Annotated in this window: 19 protein-coding genes; 12 read left to right on the top strand and 7 right to left on the bottom strand. The window is 69.3% G+C overall.

The genetic code is table 11. The features are described from left to right. Position 1: 1 nt before the first annotated feature. Together ACYVIO_RS38580 and ACYVIO_RS38575 are read right to left on the bottom strand one after the other, a co-directional pair. Positions 2-682, bottom strand: a complete 681-nt coding sequence (locus tag ACYVIO_RS38580) for a class F sortase (protein ID WP_460655960.1) — start codon at positions 680-682, stop codon at positions 2-4. Further along, entirely contained in the window at positions 679-1,506 is an 828-nt protein-coding gene (locus tag ACYVIO_RS38575; RefSeq protein WP_460655959.1) for a DUF4397 domain-containing protein, read from the bottom strand. Before ACYVIO_RS38575 ends, ACYVIO_RS38580 begins: the two co-directional genes overlap by 4 nt. 141 nt (positions 1,507-1,647) lie before the next feature. On the opposite strand from ACYVIO_RS38575, the gene ACYVIO_RS38570 reads away from it, so the two are divergent. After that, positions 1,648-2,991, top strand: coding sequence for a TIGR01777 family oxidoreductase (locus ACYVIO_RS38570; protein ID WP_460655958.1), 1,344 nt, complete (start codon positions 1,648-1,650; stop codon positions 2,989-2,991). On the opposite strand, the gene ACYVIO_RS38565 is transcribed toward ACYVIO_RS38570, so the two are convergent. Genes ACYVIO_RS38565 through ACYVIO_RS38555 form a run of 3 tightly spaced genes read right to left on the bottom strand, consistent with a single transcriptional unit; the run spans position 2,943 to position 6,403 of the window. Beyond that, on the bottom strand, positions 2,943-3,950 hold the full coding sequence (locus ACYVIO_RS38565; protein ID WP_460655957.1) for a methyltransferase: 1,008 nt from the start codon (positions 3,948-3,950) through the stop codon (positions 2,943-2,945). The genes ACYVIO_RS38570 and ACYVIO_RS38565 overlap by 49 nt on opposite strands. 5 nt (positions 3,951-3,955) lie before the next feature. Continuing rightward, positions 3,956-4,921: an iron-siderophore ABC transporter substrate-binding protein gene (locus ACYVIO_RS38560; protein ID WP_460655956.1), complete on the bottom strand. Its 966-nt coding sequence runs from the start codon at positions 4,919-4,921 to the stop codon at positions 3,956-3,958. A gap of 45 nt (positions 4,922-4,966) precedes the next feature. Continuing rightward, entirely contained in the window at positions 4,967-6,403 is a 1,437-nt protein-coding gene (locus ACYVIO_RS38555) for a GuaB1 family IMP dehydrogenase-related protein (protein ID WP_460655955.1), read from the bottom strand. A gap of 187 nt (positions 6,404-6,590) precedes the next feature. Here ACYVIO_RS38555 and ACYVIO_RS38550 point away from each other — a divergent pair, with 187 nt between their 5' ends. The 4 genes from ACYVIO_RS38550 to ACYVIO_RS38535 all read left to right on the top strand — a co-directional run bounded on the left by ACYVIO_RS38550 (position 6,591) and on the right by ACYVIO_RS38535 (position 9,374). Then, positions 6,591-7,337 carry a glycoside hydrolase family 16 protein gene (locus ACYVIO_RS38550; RefSeq protein WP_460655954.1) on the top strand — a complete coding sequence of 249 codons (747 nt, stop codon included), beginning with the start codon at positions 6,591-6,593 and terminating at the stop codon, positions 7,335-7,337. Between the two features lie 193 nt (positions 7,338-7,530). After that, positions 7,531-8,193 carry a snapalysin gene (snpA, locus tag ACYVIO_RS38545; RefSeq protein WP_460655953.1) on the top strand — a complete coding sequence of 221 codons (663 nt, stop codon included), beginning with the start codon at positions 7,531-7,533 and terminating at the stop codon, positions 8,191-8,193. Between the two features lie 213 nt (positions 8,194-8,406). Further along, the gene (locus ACYVIO_RS38540) at positions 8,407-8,565 is read left to right on the top strand and encodes a hypothetical protein (protein WP_460655952.1); all 159 of its coding nucleotides are present in this window, start codon (positions 8,407-8,409) and stop codon (positions 8,563-8,565) included. Beyond that, complete coding sequence (locus ACYVIO_RS38535) at positions 8,565-9,374, top strand: amidase (protein WP_460655951.1); 810 nt, start codon at positions 8,565-8,567, stop codon at positions 9,372-9,374. The genes ACYVIO_RS38540 and ACYVIO_RS38535 overlap by 1 nt, the downstream gene beginning before the upstream one ends. On the opposite strand, the gene ACYVIO_RS38530 is transcribed toward ACYVIO_RS38535, so the two are convergent. Further along, positions 9,371-10,387 carry an alpha/beta fold hydrolase gene (locus ACYVIO_RS38530; protein ID WP_460655950.1) on the bottom strand — a complete coding sequence of 339 codons (1,017 nt, stop codon included), beginning with the start codon at positions 10,385-10,387 and terminating at the stop codon, positions 9,371-9,373. The genes ACYVIO_RS38535 and ACYVIO_RS38530 overlap by 4 nt on opposite strands. A 163-nt stretch (positions 10,388-10,550) precedes the next feature. On the opposite strand from ACYVIO_RS38530, the gene ACYVIO_RS38525 reads away from it, so the two are divergent. The 3 genes from ACYVIO_RS38525 to ACYVIO_RS38515 all read left to right on the top strand — a co-directional run bounded on the left by ACYVIO_RS38525 (position 10,551) and on the right by ACYVIO_RS38515 (position 12,193). Continuing rightward, entirely contained in the window at positions 10,551-10,835 is a 285-nt protein-coding gene (locus ACYVIO_RS38525) for a cupin domain-containing protein (protein ID WP_460655949.1), read from the top strand. A gap of 91 nt (positions 10,836-10,926) precedes the next feature. Beyond that, positions 10,927-11,676 carry a molybdopterin-dependent oxidoreductase gene (locus ACYVIO_RS38520; RefSeq protein ID WP_460655948.1) on the top strand — a complete coding sequence of 250 codons (750 nt, stop codon included), beginning with the start codon at positions 10,927-10,929 and terminating at the stop codon, positions 11,674-11,676. Continuing rightward, complete coding sequence (locus ACYVIO_RS38515; RefSeq protein ID WP_460655947.1) at positions 11,669-12,193, top strand: cytochrome b/b6 domain-containing protein; 525 nt, start codon at positions 11,669-11,671, stop codon at positions 12,191-12,193. The genes ACYVIO_RS38520 and ACYVIO_RS38515 overlap by 8 nt, the downstream gene beginning before the upstream one ends. Before the next feature lie 28 nt (positions 12,194-12,221). Here the strand turns inward: ACYVIO_RS38515 and ACYVIO_RS38510 are convergent, their stop codons facing one another. Continuing rightward, a complete protein-coding gene (locus ACYVIO_RS38510) occupies positions 12,222-12,440 on the bottom strand; it encodes an MbtH family protein (protein WP_460655946.1) in 219 nt (72 codons plus the stop codon). A gap of 88 nt (positions 12,441-12,528) precedes the next feature. Between ACYVIO_RS38510 and ACYVIO_RS38505 the strand changes: the two genes are divergently transcribed. The 4 genes from ACYVIO_RS38505 to ACYVIO_RS38490 are packed head-to-tail and all read left to right on the top strand — an operon-like array spanning position 12,529 to position 18,115. Beyond that, the gene (locus ACYVIO_RS38505; RefSeq protein ID WP_460655945.1) at positions 12,529-13,491 is read left to right on the top strand and encodes a methionyl-tRNA formyltransferase; all 963 of its coding nucleotides are present in this window, start codon (positions 12,529-12,531) and stop codon (positions 13,489-13,491) included. Continuing rightward, the gene (locus ACYVIO_RS38500; protein WP_460655944.1) at positions 13,488-14,678 is read left to right on the top strand and encodes an iron-siderophore ABC transporter substrate-binding protein; all 1,191 of its coding nucleotides are present in this window, start codon (positions 13,488-13,490) and stop codon (positions 14,676-14,678) included. Before ACYVIO_RS38505 ends, ACYVIO_RS38500 begins: the two co-directional genes overlap by 4 nt. Continuing rightward, positions 14,675-16,366 carry an ABC transporter ATP-binding protein gene (locus ACYVIO_RS38495; protein ID WP_460655943.1) on the top strand — a complete coding sequence of 564 codons (1,692 nt, stop codon included), beginning with the start codon at positions 14,675-14,677 and terminating at the stop codon, positions 16,364-16,366. Before ACYVIO_RS38500 ends, ACYVIO_RS38495 begins: the two co-directional genes overlap by 4 nt. Positions 16,367-16,378: 12 nt before the next feature. Beyond that, positions 16,379-18,115: an ABC transporter ATP-binding protein gene (locus ACYVIO_RS38490; protein ID WP_460655942.1), complete on the top strand. Its 1,737-nt coding sequence runs from the start codon at positions 16,379-16,381 to the stop codon at positions 18,113-18,115. Positions 18,116-18,131: the final 16 nt, after the last annotated feature.

Here is an 18,131-nt window from a genome sequence, read left to right as displayed (position 1 = left end):
GTCACTGCTCAGACGCGGTGACGACGAGGTTGTCGCGGTACCCACCGCCGTTCGCGTCGTACGGTCCACCGCAGGTGACCAGGTGGAGCCGGCGGGGGCCGGTCCGCGCGAAGAGCTCGCCGACCGCCAGCTTCTGCTTGTCGACATCGCGCACTCCTTCCACCTGGTACCGCACCTTCGCGCCGTCGGCGGCCGCGATCTCGATTACCGCTCCCGGCCGGAGCTTGCGCAACCGGACCAGCGGGCCCACGCCGTACTCGCGACTGTCCAGATGCCCGCCGAGCACCACCGACCCCTCGCGATCCCCCGGCGCCGGCCCGAACCGGTACCACCCGACGACCGCCGGATTCGCCGGCAACTCCATCTGCCCGTCGGCAGCGACTCCGACTGCCCGGACCGGCAGCGCCAGCCCGATCGAGGCGATCGTCACCCGCACCGGCGCCGGTACGACGGTTGCCGAGGGCAACTCGGCGGCCCGGGTCCGGACCGGCGGTGCGGGTGAAGGCGTGGCGGCGTCCGGGGTGGGGGAACCACCGGTCGCCGGACTCACGCTCTCCACCCGCCCGTCTCCGGACGCCGTCGACGACGACGGGGCGCCGGAGCCGGCGCAGCCGCCCAGGAGCAGGACCGCCAGGACCACGGTCGCGCTCCGGACGAGCCGCGCGCTGTGCGGATCCGTCACGACCGCGAGCGCACCGCGGACGTGCCGACGCCGATCACACCGAGCGCGAGCGCACCGCACAGCAGCCCCAGCCACACCGGCACTCCGCTCCCAGCGGCAGCCTGGCCACCAGTCCCGCCAGGCACCCCGCTCGGGTCACCATGCAGCCCGGAGATCGTCTGCACGGCCAGCTTCAGGTTCTTGCCGCTCGCACTCCCCCACGCGTAAACGATCGTGTTCGTCCCCTCCTTCAGGTTCACGTCCGCCGGACCGATCGCGACCGTCGACGTCCCCGCCAGTACGACGTCCGCCTTCACCGTCCCCGCCGGCAGATCCGCCTTCACCTGCTTCGGATTCGTCAGCCCCTTGAACACCGGATCCCCACCAGCCCGGACATCAACGGCCGGCGCCGCCGCCGTGTGCCGCACGGTCAGCCGCGCCTTGCCCGCGGCCAGCTTCGACACGTCGTTCACGAACGGCGTCAGCACCGGCTTGCCGGCGGCGTTGAGATGCGCGACGACGGTGACGTTCGCACCACCCGGTACGGCGACGTCGTTCGCCTGGATCACGGCCGCACCGCCCGCACCCGCTCCGGCCGCGGTCACCTTCAGGTCGTACGACCCCTCCGGCAGCTTCAACGGATCGGTCAGCGTGCCCGGCGTGAAGTCGGTCAGCAACGCCTTCCCGTTGGCGTACACGTCGACAGTCGCTCCCGGTACGGCGTGCAGCACCGAAACCGTCGCGGTAGCCGTCGGCCGAGCCTGCGCGGTGGAGACGGCCGCGACGGGCAGCGCCGCGGCGAGCAGGCCCGCGGCGGTCAGCGCGGTGATTCGTCGTACAGACATGGAACCCTCCTGGGTTGGCGGTCTTGATGCCTGTCTGTTCCGGCCGGGGCCGCGCCGCGGATGCACAAGATTCATCTCCAAACTTATGCAAAACTCGGGCGTGGGATGCTGGACGCAGGACAACGAGCGGAGGAGACACCGGTGGGTCTGAGCCTCAGCAGCATCGTCTCGGCGCCGCGCGACCAGGTGTTCGCCTGGCACGAGCGCCCCGGCGCGATCGAGCGGCTGACTCCCCCGTGGATGCCGGTCCGGATCAAGCAGGAGACCGACGACCTCGGCGGCGGCCGCGCCGTGCTCGGCTTCCCGTTCGGGATCGAGTGGGTCGCGCAGCACAGCGAGTCCGTGCCGCCGGACCACTTCGTCGACGAGCTCACCTCGGCGCCGTTGCGCTGGGCGGTGAACTGGCGGCACACCCACCAGTTCGATGCTGTCGGCAACGACCAGACCCGGATCACGGACCGGGTCGACAGCAACGTCCCCGGCTTCCTGCTCCGCTCGATGCTCGTCTACCGGCACCAGCAGCTCGCTGACGACCTGGCCGCCCAGCGCCGCGCGCACGGCCGCCCGCTGACCGTCGCCGTGACCGGCACGCACGGCACCATCGGCCGAGCCCTCGTCGCACTGCTCGGCACGGCGGGCCACACGGTCATCAAGCTCGTCCGCAGCGAACCGTCGAGCCCGTCAGAGCGGCAGTGGAACCCCGAGCATCCCGCCGACGACCTGCTGCAAGGTGTCGACGCCGTTGTCCACCTGGCCGGCGCGACGATCGCCGGCCGGTTCACCGACGCCCACCGGCACGCGATCGTCGAGTCCCGGATCGGCCCGACCACCGCACTCGCGACCCTCGCCGCCGCCAGCGATCCGCAGGTCTTCGTCTGCGCCTCGGCGATCGGCTGGTACGGCGCCAACCGCGGCGACGAGCTCCTCACCGAGCACAGCGCCCGCGGCACCGGCTTCCTCGCCGAGCTGGTCGAGAACTGGGAGCGCGCCACCGATCCCGCCCGCGACGGCGGCGTCCGCGTCGTCAACCTCCGCACCGGCCTGGTCCAGACCCCCGCCGGCGGGATCCTCCGCCTGCAGTACCCGATGTTCGCCGTCGGCCTCGGCGGACCGCTTGCCGACGGCAAGCAATGGCAACCGTGGATCGGCCTCGACGACCTGCTCGACATCTACCACCGGGCCCTGTACGACGACCAGCTGTCCGGCCCGGTCAACGGCGTCGGCCCCAATCCGGTCCGCAACCGCGACTACACCGCCACGCTGGCGCGGGTCGTGCACCGCCCGGCGCTTTTCCGCGTCCCGTCGTTCGGCCCGCGCATCCTGCTCGGACCCGAAGGCGCCAAGGAACTCGCCGAAGCCTCGCAGCGCGTCGTTCCCGCCGTACTGGATCAGCTCGGGCACACGTTCCGCTACCCGGAGCTGGAGCCGGCCCTGCGTCATCTCCTCGGCCGCAACTCCAGCGTGGACAGCGCTCCGAGCACCTGACGCGTGGCGACCAGTTCGAGCCCAGCCTGCCCGGCTAGCTCGGCGAACTCCGCCGCGGACCGCTCGCCGGCCCCGAACACGGCGTACATCAAGAGGTCGGAGGCCAGATCGGCGTCGTTCTCCGCGCCGCCCGTCAGCCGCTCGACGATGAGGATCGGCGCGTCCCCGGCCGCGTTAGCGAGACGCGTGAGGATGCTGACGGTCTCGGCATCGGGCCAGTTGTGCAGCACCTGGGCGATCAGGTAGAGATCGGCGCCCGTGGGTAGCGGCTCGAAGAAGCTTTGCGTGGCGATCGTGACCCGGTCGCTCAGCCCTTGCTCGGCGAAGAACTGCCCGGCGCGTTCGGCCGTCGACGGCAGCTCGACCAGCGTGCCCCGCGTCCCCGGGTAGGCCTGCAAGACAGCGCCGAGCAGCGCACCGGTCCCGCCGCCGACATCCACGACGTGCTCGTCGCTGAGCGCGAGCGCCTCGACCAGCCGCCCGGTCCAATGACCGGACCACTCCGCCAGCTGCCCGTCGAAGGACGACACGAGTGCCTCGTCGTCGCCCAGCTCCGTGTAGAAGGACTTACCGCGCGCCGCCTCGTACCCGGATCCGCCGGTCCGGATCGCCTCCACCAGCCCCGGCCAGGCGTCGTCGACCCGCGCATACCCCTTGCCGTGGTCGAGCCGAGCCCGCACCACGGGCTCGAGCAGCAACCACCCGCGCGGTCCCAGCTCCACCTGGTCGCCGTCCAGCGTGAAGTACTCATCCCGAGCCAGCAGCCGGACCAGCTTCCGGACCCCGGTCACCTGAGCGCCCACAGCTCCCGCCAGCTCCAGGACACCAAGTGGTCCTCCTGCCACCTGCGACGCCAGATCGAGCGTCACCACCGCCCGCAGTGCGTACGGCATCGTGAGATCCGCGGTCCGGTTCAACTCGTGCAAGGCCCGTGCGACTTCGTCCGGCGTCCGCGTCATGGGAGTCAGCCTTTCAGAGCCGCCGCGAAGAGCGGAACCACCTTGTCCAGTGCGTAGACCGTGGACAGCACCGAGTCGGTCGCGAACGCCGAGCTGATCGTCTTGTCGTCGAACACCACCGAGTGGCCGGCCTTTACTGACGGGATCGCCTGGAACAGCGCGTCGCCGGTGATGTCCTGCGCCTTGACCCCGATCGGCGCCATCACGACCAGGTCGGCGTTCAGCTGGTCGAGGTTCTCGCGCGACACCGGGACCGAGAACTTATCGGTCGCCTTCGCCTGGATCGTCGGGTTGTTCTTGAAGCCCAGCCGCTCGACGAAGTTCACCCGCCCGGTCCCGCTGACGTACGCGCCGTAGCCCTCACCGGTCTTCGCACCGAGCGTGATCGTCCTGCCCGCGAACTGGGGGTTCGCGGCAACGGCCTGCTCGAACTTCTGCTTGGTTGAGGCAATCAACTCCTTGCCCTGCTCAACCTTCCCGAGCGCCGCGGCCACCATCTCGGTCTGCTGCTCCCAGGAGACCTTGTACGACTCACCTCCGGTCGGTACGCCGACCGTCGGCGCGATCCCCTTCAGCGTGTCGTACCGGTCCTGGTCACCGCTCGACTTCGTGTCCAGGATCAGATCCGGCTTCAACGCGGCGACCTTCTCGTACTCCGGCTCCAGCGTCCCGATCAGCTGCGGCGCCTGCTGATACTTGCCCTTGGCCCATACTCCGACGCCCTCGCCGCCGAAGGCGAGCCAGTCGCTCGCGCCGATCGGCTGCACCCCGAGCGCCAGCGCGGTCTCCGCGTCGCCCCAGCCCAGCGCGACCACCCGCTTGGGCTCCGCCGGAATGCTCACCTCACCGAACTTCGTCGCCACCTTCGCGTACGGCGCCGAGCCGCCGGCGGGCGCATCGGATTCACTCCCACACGCCACCAACGACCCGCCAACTACAGCAACCACCAGAAAGGCCACAAGTCTGCGCATGGACTAAGGATAGGCTGCCCTAATCAGAGTCCAGGTGTTGGGTCCTCACCAACTCTTGTCGAGCGGCTTCCCCTCGGCGTACCCCGACGCCGTCTGGATCCCCACGACCGCGCGCTCGTGAAACTCCTCCAACGTGCCCGCGCCGACGTACGTGCAGGAGCTCCGCACCCCCGAGACAATCGAGTCGAGCAGATCCTCGACACTCGGACGCTCCGGATCGAGGTACATCCGCGCAGTCGAGATTCCCTCACCGAAGAAGCTCTTCCGGGCCCGCTGGAACGGCGAGTCCTCGGCGGTCCGGTTCGCAACCGCTCGCGCGGACGCCATCCCGAAGCTCTCCTTGTAGATCCGCCCGTCACTGTCGTGGTGCGGATCCCCCGGCGACTCGTACGTCCCGGCGAACCACGACCCGATCATCACGCTCGACGCCCCCGCGGCCAGTGCGAGCGCGACGTCGCGCGGGTGCCGTACGCCGCCGTCGGCCCACACGTGCTTCCCGAGCTCACGCGCCCGCGCCGCACAGTCCAGTACGGCGGAGAACTGCGGCCGCCCGACCGCCGTCTGCATCCGGGTCGTGCACATCGCGCCCGGCCCGACCCCGACCTTCACGATGTCGGCGCCGGCCTCGACCAGGTCCGACACCCCATCGGCGGTCACCACGTTCCCGGCGACGACCGGCACCTGCGGATCGAGCGCCCGCACTGTCCGCAGTACGTCGAGCATCCGCTCCTGGTGACCGTGCGCGGTGTCGATCACCAGGACATCGATGCCCGCGTCGAGCAGCGCCTTCGCCTTCTGCTCGGCGTCACCGTTGATCCCGATCGCCGCGGCGACCCGCAGCCGGCCGCCGGCGTCGAGCGCGGGCTCGTACAGCGTCGCCCGGACAGCCCGCTGGCGGGTCAGGATGCCGACGATGCGCCCGTCGGCGTCGACCACCGGCGCGAGCCGGTGGCGTCCGTCGTACAGCTGATCGAAGGCGGCCTCGGCGTCGATCCCGGCCGGGAGCGTGAGCAGCTCACGCGACATCACGTTCTCGAGTTGGGTGAACCGGTCGACACCATGACAGTCCGCGTCGGTCACCACGCCGACGGCCCGGCCCTGGTCGATCACGATCACCGCGCCGTGGCCGCGCTTGGGCAGCAGGTTCAGCGCCTCACCGACGGTGTCGGTCGGCGTCATTACCAGCGGGGTGTCGTAGATGGTGTGGCGTTCCTTGATCCACGAGACGACCTCGGTCACCACCGAGACCGGGGTGTCCTGCGGGATCACCGCCAGGCCGCCGCAGCGCGCGATCGTCTCGGCCATCCGGCGGCCGGAGACCGCGGTCATGTTCGCCGCGACGATCGGGATCGACGTCCCGCTGCCGTCGTTGGTCGACAGATCGACGTCCAGCCGCGAGGCCACCGCCGATCGGTTCGGGACCAGGAAGACGTCGTTGAACGTCAGATCCTGCCCTGGTACCGGTCCCTGGATGAAGCGCACACCGACCACCTCGTTAACCCTCGTCCCGCCCGGACAAGCTCAGGGCCCGAGGCTACGTGACCTCTTCCGGTCAGCGGGCGATCAGAGACCAAAGGCACTTACAGAGTGGTCGGACCCCCACCCCAAGGAGTTCCCGATGCGCTTACGAACAGCCACTCTGGCCGGCTCTCTACTCTCCGTAACCCTGGTGACCGGTCTGCTGTCACCAGCTACTGCGACAGTCGAGGACGACGGCACGACCGCCGCCGCGACCTTCAACTGGGGTACGCCGTTGCCGCAGTCGGACGAGTTCGACTACACCGGCGCCCCGGACGGCGCGAAGTGGAGCCAGGCCGGCGAGTGCTGGCCCGGCCACGCGGGCAACGGCCGGCGCTGCGCGTCCCGGTCGAACGTCGCGAACGGCGTACTGACGCAGACCGGTCTGGCCAACGGCGACTCCGGCTGGCTCGCTTCGAAGCTCGGCCAGCAGTACGGCCGCTGGGAGGCCAGGATCCGATCGACCCCGCAGGGCTCGGACAACGGGCGGCAGTACCACCCGCTGCTGATCATCTGGCCGGACTCCGACCGTTGGCCCGAGGACGGCGAGTACGACTTCCTGGAGAACGGCGCGCCGGGCCAGTCCTGCGCCGAGTCGTTCATCCACTACCCGCACAACGCGAACGCGTCGGTGCAGCAGATCTTCACCAAGGAGTCGGACTGCGGCGCGCCGCTGACCGAGTGGCACAACGTCGCGGTCGAGTGGACCGCCGACCACGTCAAGGGCTTCATCGACGGCAAGGAGTGGTTCAGCTACTCCGGCGGCGCGAACGACGTCCGCCAGTGCATCCAGTGCATGCCGTCCGGCCACCTGACCATCCAGCTCGACAACTTCTACGGCGACAGCATGCAGCCCGCGTCGTACGACATCGACTGGGTCCGCATCTACGACGTCTGAGATTCGCACGACCACCTTCGGCGAACCTTCGTTGTCACCTGCGCGGCGGGCGCCGCGACCGGTGGGTAGCGAAGGTTAACCCCCGGGTTTTCGCCGTCCTGATGCGGAATTGTCGGCGTGGTGTCACGATCCGTGGCGTCGCGGTCAGTAGTCAGCTGATCGCTTTCCGCCCCGACTAGGGAGTGAGGCTCCTATGTCCCGCCGTTTCATCTCTGCACTGACAGCAGTCGCAGCTGCCGCTTTGGCCGTCCCCGCCTTGGCAGCCACCACGTCCACCGCCGCCCCGGCGCCCGCCGCGCCGGCCGCCGAGACCGCCACCTCGGCGTACGTCGGAACCGTCCAGGAGGAGGCCGAGACCAAGGCCTTCTACGACGCGGTGATGAAGTCCGCCCGGGCCAAGCAGGCCAAGAACCCGGACAAGACCGCCGCCGTGACGGTCGTCTACAACGCGAGCCGTGCCCCGCGGTTCGCGACCCAGATCGCGCGTAGCGCCCAGATCTGGAACAACGCCGTCACCAACGTGCGCCTGGTCTCGGGCAGCAACTACGACTTCTACTACCGCGAGGGCAACGACTCGCGCGGGTCGTACGCGTCGACCAACGGGCACGGCCGGGGGTACATCTTCCTGGACTACCGGCAGAACCAGCAGTACGACTCGACCCGGGTCACCGCCCACGAGACCGGCCACGTGCTCGGCCTGCCCGACCACTACTCCGGCCCGTGCAGCGAACTGATGTCCGGCGGCGGTCCCGGTACGTCGTGCACCAACTCGCAGCCGAACTCCGCGGAGCGCTCGCGCGTGAACCAGCTGTGGGCGAACGGCTTCACCTCGGCGAGCTTCACCACCGTTCGCTGAGCGATCGTTCGCTGAGCCTCTGATCGGCCCGGCCTGATCGCCCGGGCCGATCACGCACCGCAAGGTTCTGCCCCCGCCGGCCGCCCGCCGGCGGGGGCAGCTGCCTTTTCACCAGGACCGAAGGGCTTGGCCGGTCGCTGACAACGAGTCAGGTTGTACTCGTTGGAAAGTTTCACCGACAGCTCCTCCCAGTCCGCCCTGAAGGAGAGTTCCATGAGGAACACCCGCCCCCACCTGGTCGCCCGCCGCCGCCTGCTGCTCGGCGTACCGGCCGTGGTCGCTGCCGCGACCCTTGCCCCCCGGGCCGCGTCGGCCGCCGGTCACCAGCCGCACGTGATCGAATGCGTCGCCGACCTGCTGCAGGCCCGCTGATGGCCACCATTCCCTGGCTGGCCGACGTCCTGCGCGCCGCCGGCGTCCAGGTCGTTGAAGAAGGCAACTGGTTGGGCCGGGCCGTGAGCGGTTCGTTCAACCCGATCGGCGTGCTCTGGCACCACACCGCGTCGTCCACCACGAGCCCGAGCAACCCGCACCCGGCGCTCAACATCGTCATCAATGGCCGCCCCGACCTGCAAGGCCCGCTGGCCCAGGCGCTCGTCGACTACAACGGCGTCTTCCACCTCGTCTCGGCCGGTCGTTGTAACCACGCGGGCGCGGCGAGGGTCAGCGGCCCGATCCCGGCCGGCGACGGCAACACGATGCTGATCGGCTGGGAGATCGACTACAACGGCGTCAGCCAGACGATGAGCACTGCGCAGTACCAGGCCTCGCTCAAGGCGACCGCCGCCGTCCTGCGTCAGCTCGGCAAGGACGCGTCGTTCGCCCGCGGCCACCGCGAGACCAGTACGACGGGCAAGATCGACCCGTACGGCGTCAACCTCGACACGATGCGCGCCGAGGTCGCGGCGATCCTCGGCGGGACCCCGCCGCCGACGTACAACTTCAGCACGTACGGCGCCGGCGTCAACGTCCGCGCCGACGCCCGGCTGAACGCGCCGATCGTCACCACGCTGGGCGGTCCGACGCAGGTCTTCGTCCAGTGCCAGAAGCAGGGCGACACGGTGACAGCCGAGGGGCACACCAACAACTGGTGGTCCCGCCTGCGCGACCAGGGCGGTTACATCAGCAACATCTACATCGACCACCCGGCCGCGCAGCTGCCCGGCATCCCCAACTGCTAAAGGTTGTCGGCGTCGATCACGGCCTGCGCGAACGCCCGCGGCGCCTCCTGCGGCACGTTATGACCGATGCCGTCGAAGACCCGGTGCTCGTACTTGCCGGTGAACTTGTCCCTGTAACCCTTGCCGTCGGCAGCGGCTCCGTCGAAGTCGCTGCCGATGGTGATCGCCGGTACGCCGATCGCCGGCGCCTGCTGCAGCTTTCGCTCGTACCGCTCGTACCGTTCCTCGCCAGGAGCCAGGCTCTGCCGCCACCGATAGTTGTGGATGACGATGTCGACGTGATCGGGATTGTCGAAGGACGCGGCACTCCGCCCGTACGTCGCCTCGTCGAACTTCCACAGCGGCGACATGATCCCCCACACCAACTCGTTGAACTCACGCCAGTTCTTCCGGTACCCCTTCACGCCGCGCTCGGTGGCGAAGTAGTACTGGTACCACCAGCCGTACTCGGCCGCCGCCGGGAGCGGCTCGAGGTTCGCCTTCAGATTGGTGATCAGGTAGCCGCTGACCGCGACGATCGCCTTGCAGCGCTCCGGCCACAGCGCCGCCATGACGTCGACGGTCCGCGCACCCCAGTCGAAGCCGCCGAGCACCGCTTCGTCGATCCCCAGGGCGTCCATCAGCGTGATCATGTCCAGCGCGACCGCCGACTGCTGCCCGTTCCGGAAGGTCTTCGACGAGCGAAAGCGCGTGTTTCCGTAGCCCCGCAGGAACGGCACGATCACGCGATATCCCGCGGCCGCCAGAATCGGCGCCACATCCACGAAGGCGTGCGCGTCGTACGGCCAGCCATGAAGCAACAGCACCGCCTGCCCGTGCCGCGGCCCGAACTCGGCGTACGCCGTCTCCAGCACCCCGGCCTTCACCCGCTTGATCGGCCCCAGCGAGGTGTGCACCCCGGCGCCCTCCCGCAGACCTGCCCCAGACGCGGCGCTCGCTACGGTCGTGGACAACGCGCCACCCGCCACCCCAGCCGCCACGACACCCTGGGTGAACTTTCTCCTGCTGATCATCCGCCTACTCCTTCGTCGGTCACCTCCACCTAACCGCGCGGACGTAGACAGATTGTCTACGCCGAGTCGTCGACCAGACGTGTAGATCGCCGCCGTACCCTCCGAAGTGGTTGTCCCGGGCAACCAGCTCGGACCGGCAGATCCCCTCGGAGGACCACCCGCCATGCCCAGAACTCCCCGCCTCGCACCCGGCGGCAGCACGGGCTGGCACGAGCACTCCGGCACGCTGCATGGCGTCGTCACCAAGGGCGTGCTGAGCCACTTCGACGCGACCTGCAAGAGCGACGGCGTCTACAAGGCCGGCCAGTCGATCAGCGAGGGCAGCAACTACGTCCACATCGGCAAGAACCTCGGGACGACGCCGATGGTGCTCGACGTGCTGTACACGAACCCGGCCGGCCGGCCGCTGGCGATCGACGAGCCCGACCCCGGGTGTTCCTTCCGGTAAGCAACCGGTAATGCGTCACCCCTTTGACTGGTGACGCATGATCGCGGCATCATCGTAACCAGTTGAACTGGTGACGATGCGAGGATGCCCGATGACCGACCAACCAGGCCACCCCGCCGACCCGGCCGAGCCCGGCGCGGCCGACGACACCGCCGGTCGCCCGATCGGTCGGCGGATCGCGCTCGGGACGATCGCCGCCGGCATGGCCGGCCTGTTCGTCGCGCCGGCGCTGCAGCAGAAGTGGAGCGACCTCCTCGGCGCCGCCTCGCAACGCGACCCCACCGGGCTGTCCGGCCTACTCCCGAACCCAGGCGGCTTCCGCTACTTCAGCGTCGCCGGCTCGGTCCCGGAGAAGGACGCCTCGACGTACAAGCTCACGATCGACGGCCTGGTCACCAAGCCCACGTCGTACACACTCCCGCAGTTGACCAAGCTGCCGCAGTCCCGAGTGACGCACGACGTCGTCTGCACCGACGGCTGGCGGGTCGACCAAGTCCCGTTCGTCGGCGTACAGCTCTCCAAACTTCTCGACGCAGCAGGCGTCCAGCCGGACGCGAAGGCCGTCCGCTTCACCTGCTTCGACGGCGTCTACAGCGAGAGCCTCACCATGGAACAGGCCCGCCGTCCCGACGTACTGGTCGCGATCCAGATGCTCGACCAGCCGATCCCGCACATCAGCGGCGGCCCGGTGCGCCTGTTCGTCGGCCCGATGTACTTCTACAAGTCCGCGAAGTGGCTGTCCGGCATCACCGTGACCGACGAGGTGATCCCCGGCTACTGGGAGGAGTACGGCTACCCGGTCGACGGCTGGCTCCCCGGCGAGGAGCCGGCCGGTGCATAAGTCCGTACGCCGGTTCAGCCGCGCCGAGCGGCTCGTGCACCAGACAACCCTTGTCCTGATGGTGATCTGCCTCACCACGGCAGCCGCGATCTACTTCGGCCCGATAGCGGCGGCGATCGGTAGACGCCACGTCGTCGCGACCGTGCACGAGTGGTCGGGCATCCTGCTGCCGGCACCGTTCCTGCTCGGCCTGCTGTCCCGAGCACTACGTCTCGACGTACGCCGACTCAACCGCTTCACCCGTACGGACGGCCACTGGCTGCTCGGCGCGGTCCGTCGAATCCCCCACCACAGCGAGGTTTCCGGCAAGTTCAACGCCGGCCAGAAGGTCTTCGCCGCCTGGCTGGCCGGCGCGATCGTCGTGATGGTGATCACGGGACTGCTGCTGTGGTTCAAGTTCAGCCTGTCCGGCATCCCGCGCGCGGGCGTGATCGTCGTCCACGACACCCTCGCGTTCGCGATCGCCGTGGCGCTCGCAGGCCATGCCTACAAGGCATTCACCAGCATCCGCCAGTGAGCCGGCAGCCAGTGAAGCGGCGCGCCGGTCAGGCGCGCGGCGCGTCCATCAGTTCTGCCAGACTGCGGGGGCGCATGTCGGTCCAGTTGGCCTCGATGTGGTCCAGGCACGCCTGCCGGGAATCCTCACCGAAGACCTTGGTCCAGCCGGCCGGGACGTCGACGAAGACCGGCCACAGGCTGTGCTGGTTCTCGTCGTTGACGAGCACCAGGTAGCGGGCGTCCGGGTCTTCGAACGGGTTCGTCATCGTTGCGCTCTCCTACCTCACGACTTACATCCAGCTGACATCTCAGGTTAGCCTAACCTAACCGCCAACAGCTAGAGGAGAGTCACTGATGCGCGTCGTCATGCTCGGGTACCAAACGTGGGGGCACCGAACCCTGCAAGCCCTTCTCGAGTCCGAGCACGAGGTCGTCCTGGTCGTCACGCACCCGCCGGCCAAGGGCGCCTACGAGCAGATCTGGAGCGACTCGGTCGCCGACCTGGCCGCGTCGGCCGGCGTACCGGTGGTCGAGCGCGAGCGCCCGGACGACGAGGAGCTGCTGCAGACGCTCAAGTCGGTCGAGCCGGACCTGATCGTCGCCTCCAACTGGCGCACGCTGATCCCGCCGGCGGTCTTCGAGCTGCCGCGGCTCGGCACCCTCAACGTGCACGACGCCCTGCTCCCCCGGTACGCCGGTTTCGCGCCGCTGAACTGGGCGATCATCAACGGCGAGACCGAGGTCGGCGTCACCGCGCACATGATGAACGCCGAGCTCGACGCCGGCGACATCGTGCTGCAGCGCGCCGTGCCGGTCGGTCCGACCGAGACGACGGTCGACCTGTTCCAGAAGACGCTCGAGCTGTTCGGCCCGATCACCGTCGACGCGATCGATCTGATCGCGTCGGGCAAGACCGACTGGGTCGCCCAGGACCGGTCGCAGGCGACCTTCTTCCACAAGCGGTCCGACGTCGACAACCGGATCGACTGGACCTGGCCCGCGCAGGACGTCGTCAACCTGGTCCGCGCGCAGCCCGACCCGTACCCGAACGCCTGGACCTACCACCGCGGCCAGCGGATCAGCATCCTCGCCGCCTCGCTGTCCACCGGCCGGTACGGCGGGACGCCGGGCCGCATCTTCTTCCGCGAAGGCCCCGGCGTCGCGATCGTCGCCGGCGCGGACGCGCGGCACGGCACCAACCACGCGGTCGTCGTCGAGCGGGTCCGTACGGCGGACGGCCAGGAGCTCAGCGCCAACGAGTACTTCACCCACATGGGCGGCTACCTGACCGCCACGCAGCAGGGAGCAGTCCAGTGAAGTTTCCCCTCCGGATCGCAGTCGCCGTACTGCTGACCGCATCCACTCTTGTTGCCTGCGGCACCGATGCGCAGGACGAGAAGCCGGTCGCTGCCGGAGTTTCCGGCCGTACGGCGGTCGAGGACGGCGCACTGCCTACCACGGTCGAGCACAAGTTCGGCAGCACCGAGGTCAAGGCCGACCCGCAGCGGGTGGTCACCGTCGGCCTGGTCGAGCAGGATCCGTTGCTTGCCCTCGGCATCGTTCCGGTCGGTACGACGGAGTGGTTCGGCGAGCGGCCCGGCGCGCTGTACCCGTGGGCCGAGGACCGCCTGAAGGAGCTCAACGGCGCGACGCCGACCGTGCTCAAGGGCGACGACGGCATCCAGTTCGAACGCGTCGCCGCGCTGCGCCCCGACCTGATCATCGCGCTGTACGCCGACCTCAGCCAGTCCGACTACACGAAGCTGAGCCAGATCGCCCCGACCATCGCACCGCCCAAGGGCGTCGCGAGCTTCGGCATCGGCTGGGAGGACGCCGCCCGGACGGTCGGCAAGGCCGTCGGCCGTCCCGCTGCCGCCGACAAATTGGTCAAGGACGCCGAGAAGCTGCTCGCCGACGCCCGCGCCGCGAACCCGAAGTTCGAGGGCGCGACCGCACTGGTCGCCGCCGCCGGCCCGCAGGCCTTCGTCTACGGCCCCGACGACCCGCGCACCCGTCTGATGGCGTCGCTCGGCTTCAAGTCCCCCGCCAACCTGCGCGACGTCACGAAGGACCAGTTCGGCGTAGAGATCAGCAACGAACGTCTGGACCTGCTGGACGTCGACGCGCTGGTCATGCTCGTCGAGGACCAGAACAACCCGCAGGAAGCAGTCCTCAAGTCCAAGCTCTACACGGGCCTGAACGCCGTCAAGCAGGGCCGCGTAGCCGTCTCCGACTACGAACAAACCAACTTCGCCGGCGCCTTCTCGTTCTTGACGGTCCTCAGCGTCAAGTTCATCACCGAAGGCCTGGTCCCCCAGTTGACCGCCGCCGTCGACGGCGACCCCGCCACCAAGGTCCCCAGCGCCCCCAAGATGGCCGACCCCAAGGCGGCCGCAACGCCAACCGCCGGGAGCGGGCCCGCCGCGAACCCACCGACCACCGCCGAAGGCGGTAGGTCTTCGGGGGCGCACGACCCCTCCCTCCCCTCCCCCTCCCTTTCGTGACGGGGAACGTCACCGGTACTCAAGTACTCCGCGGAGCGATCCGGCGCCAGGGGCGCCGGGTCGCTGCCGCGGGTGTGCTCTTCACCGGGTACCAAGTCGGCGAAACGCTCGTCCCCATCGTGCTCGGCATCGTCATCGACCGCGGCGTCGCGACCGGTGACGCCGGCGCGATCGTCACTTGGCTCGCCGTACTGGCTGCCGTGTTCCTCCTGCTGTCCTACAGCTACCTCTTCGGCGCCAGATTCGCCCGCAAGTCCCTCGTCGACTCCGAGCACGACCTCCGCATGCAGCTCACCCGCCGAGTGCTCGACCACCGAGGCGGCGCCGAGACCGGCCGCCTCCCCGGCAGCCTCACCAGCATCGCGACGTCGGACGCGGAACGCATCAGCTACGTCTGCGGCTCCCTCGCCCACGCCGTCGGCGCGGTCTGCGGCCTGATCGTCGCCGCCGTCGCCCTGCTCCGGATCTCCATCCCCCTCGGCCTCCTGGTCCTCCTCGGCACTCCCGCCCTCCTAGGCGTCATCCACCTCGTCGGCGGACCACTCCAACGACGAGCCGACACCGAGCAGGACCGCGCCGCCCACGCCTCCGGCATCGCCGCCGACCTCATCGCGGGCCTCCGCGTCCTCATCGGCCTAGGCGCCCAGGCCGCCGCCGTCACCCGCTACCGCCGTACCAGCCAGGAATCCCTGCACGCCAGACTCAAGGCAACCAACGCCAACGCCTGGTACGACGGCTTCCTGCTGATCCTCAACGGCGTCTTCCTCGCCGTCGTCGCCCTCGTCGGCGGCCGCCTCGCGGCCCACGGCCAGATCAGCATCGGCGAACTCATCGCAGCCGTCGGCCTCGCCCAGTTCCTCGTCGACCCCCTGCACCTCCTCGGCGTGGTCAACGCCGAACTGGCCCAGGGCCGAGCATCAGCGGCCCGCGTCGCCGAAGTCCTCTCCGCACCCCCAGCAGTAGGTGCCGGCAGCAAGAACCTCAACCTGCCGATCCGCGGCCAGCTGAGGATCCGCGACCTCGACCACCACCCCCTCCGCAGCTTCACCCTCGACATCGACCCCGGCGAACTCGTCGGAGTAGTTGCCATCGACCCCGCCGACTCGTCAGCGCTCGTTCGTTGCCTAGGGCGCGAAGAAGAGTCGGCCGACGGGTGGGTAGAGCTCGACGGCGTACGCCTCACCGACCTCCCACCCGCAGACACCCGTACGGCGATCGTCGTCGCCGACCACGAGGGCACGCTCTTCGAAGGCACCGTCCGCGACAACGTCACCGCCGCCGCCCGCGGCAACCTCCCCCTCGACCAGGTCCTCCGCGCCGGCGGTGCCGACGAGCTCGAGGGCACCCTGCCCGCGGGCCTCGACACACCCGTCAACGAACGCGGCCTCGCACTCTCCGGCGGCCAGCGCCAACGCATCGCGCTCACCCGCGCACTCGCCACCGACGCCGGCGTACTGGTCCTGCACGAACCGACCACAGCTGTCGACTCCGTCACCGAAGCCCGCGTTGCCCACGGCATCCGTTCGCTGCGATCGGGCCGTACGACGCTGGTGATCACGACCAGTCCCGCACTGCTCGAGGTGACCGACCGGGTGATCGTGGTCCAGGACGGCGCCGTCACGGCGTCCGGCAGCCACGACCTGCTGCTGCGTGACCACGAGGTCTACCGCACGACCGTACTGGCCTGAGAGGCAATGACCGTGACTGATCTCGTCGAAGAGCGCGACACCCTGCCGATCGCCAGCACGGCCCGCACCTGGGCGACGCTGCGAAGCTTGCTCCGCGAGCGACGCTGGTACGCCGTACTGGCACTCCTGCTGTTGCTAGCAGCAACTGCCACGGGACTGCTCGTCCCGCCGCTGCTCGGCCACATGGTCGACCTGGTCCTCGACGGTCGTGGGCCTGGCGCTTTGACCACTCCGGTCGTGTTGCTGATCGCTGTCGCCGTCGGCCAAGGAGTACTGACCGCCCTCGGTACGGCGGCCGGCTCGCGCCTCGGCGAGGTGATGCTCAGCCGGCTGCGTGAGTCGTTCGTCGAGCGCGCGATGGGCCTGCCGCTGGATCAGCTCGAGAGAGCGGGTTCCGGCGATCTCTCGTCGCGGATCACCAACGACGTCAACAAGATCGGCGAGGCGCTGCGGTACGCGTTCCCGGAGTTCACCCGATCGACACTGATGATCGCGCTGACCGTCGTCGGCCTCGGCGTCCTCGACTGGCGCTTCATGATCGCCGCTGCGGTCGCCGTACCGCTGCAGGTCGCGACCGCCCGCTGGTACGTACGCCGCTCGATGCCGCTCTACCGCCGCCACCGCGCGGTCATCGGCGCCCAGCAGCACCAGCTGCTCGCGACCATCGGCGCTGCTCCGACGGTCCGCGCGCTGCACCTCACCGACGAGCACGAGCAGCGGGTGCACCAGCGTTCGCGCGCCAACGCCGACCTGGGGATCGCCGAGATCCTCTTGCAGACAAGGTTCTTCAACCGTCTCAACCTGGCCGAGCTGATCAGTCTCGCCAGCGTCCTGCTGACCGGCTTCTGGCTGGTCCGAGCCGACGCCGTCAGCATCGGTGCGGCCACCGCGGCGGCGCTCTACTTCCACGCGCTGCTGGGGCCGATCACGTCGGTGCTGTTCCTGTTCGACGAGATGCAACTGGCGACCGTGAGCCTGTCCCGCCTGGTCGGGGTGGTCGATCTGGAGACGACGACGCCTGCGCGTGAGAACCGGTCCGCTGGTGCTGTCGGCGTACAGGGTAGGGCTCTGCGGTACTCCTACGAGCCCGGCCACGAAGTCCTGAAGGGCGTCGACCTCGACCTCTCGCCCGGAACCCGCACCGCGCTGGTGGGTGCGTCCGGCGCCGGTAAGACGACGCTGGCCAAGCTCATCGCCGGCGTACACCCGCCCACGAGCGGGACGCTCTCCACGACCACCCAGGTCGTCCTCATCACCCAGGAGGTCCACGTCTTCGTCGGTACCCTCGCCGAGGACCTCCGCCTGGCCAAACCTTCAGCCAGTCTTGAAGAACTCGAAGGCGCGCTGAAGCAGGTAGACGCTCTCGACTGGGCGCGTGGTCTTCCCGACGGTCTAGACACCGTTGTAGGCAGCGGCGGCCACACCCTCACCACAGCCCAGAGCCAGCAGGTAGCCCTGGCCCGCCTGGTCCTCGCCGACCCACCCGTCGCCATCCTCGACGAAGCCACCGCCGAAGCCGGCAGCGCCGGCGCGCGTTTGCTGGAGCAGGCCGCCACTTCAGCCCTAGCCGGTCGTACGTCGCTGGTGGTCGTCCACCGCCTCACCCAAGCAGTCGACGCCGACCAGATCATCGTCCTCGAAAACGGCCAGGTCACCGAGTCCGGCCGCCACGACGCGTTGGTAGCAGCCAACGGCCCGTACGCCACCCTCTGGACCGCCTGGACCAGCACCCGCGCCGGCACCTCCTGAAAGCAGCTCCACACCG

It is taken from the genome of Kribbella endophytica, assembly GCF_054781295.1.
Note: the sequence above shows the minus strand (reverse complement) of the source record. Positions and strands in the feature narration are given on the sequence as shown.

Excerpts from the sequence above, each read along its gene's own strand:
- ACYVIO_RS38575 (WP_460655959.1), bottom strand. The coding sequence starts at position 1,506 with ATGTCTGTACGACGAATCACCGCGCTGACCGCCGCGGGCCTGCTCGCC.
- ACYVIO_RS38565 (WP_460655957.1), bottom strand. The coding sequence starts at position 3,950 with ATGACGCGGACGCCGGACGAAGTCGCACGGGCCTTGCACGAGTTGAAC.
- ACYVIO_RS38560 (WP_460655956.1), bottom strand. The coding sequence starts at position 4,921 with ATGCGCAGACTTGTGGCCTTTCTGGTGGTTGCTGTAGTTGGCGGGTCG.
- snpA (WP_460655953.1), top strand. The coding sequence starts at position 7,531 with ATGTCCCGCCGTTTCATCTCTGCACTGACAGCAGTCGCAGCTGCCGCT.
- ACYVIO_RS38540 (WP_460655952.1), top strand. The coding sequence starts at position 8,407 with ATGAGGAACACCCGCCCCCACCTGGTCGCCCGCCGCCGCCTGCTGCTC.
- ACYVIO_RS38535 (WP_460655951.1), top strand. The coding sequence starts at position 8,565 with ATGGCCACCATTCCCTGGCTGGCCGACGTCCTGCGCGCCGCCGGCGTC.
- ACYVIO_RS38530 (WP_460655950.1), bottom strand. The coding sequence starts at position 10,387 with ATGATCAGCAGGAGAAAGTTCACCCAGGGTGTCGTGGCGGCTGGGGTG.
- ACYVIO_RS38525 (WP_460655949.1), top strand. The coding sequence starts at position 10,551 with ATGCCCAGAACTCCCCGCCTCGCACCCGGCGGCAGCACGGGCTGGCAC.
- ACYVIO_RS38520 (WP_460655948.1), top strand. The coding sequence starts at position 10,927 with ATGACCGACCAACCAGGCCACCCCGCCGACCCGGCCGAGCCCGGCGCG.
- ACYVIO_RS38510 (WP_460655946.1), bottom strand. The coding sequence starts at position 12,440 with ATGACGAACCCGTTCGAAGACCCGGACGCCCGCTACCTGGTGCTCGTC.
- ACYVIO_RS38505 (WP_460655945.1), top strand. The coding sequence starts at position 12,529 with ATGCGCGTCGTCATGCTCGGGTACCAAACGTGGGGGCACCGAACCCTG.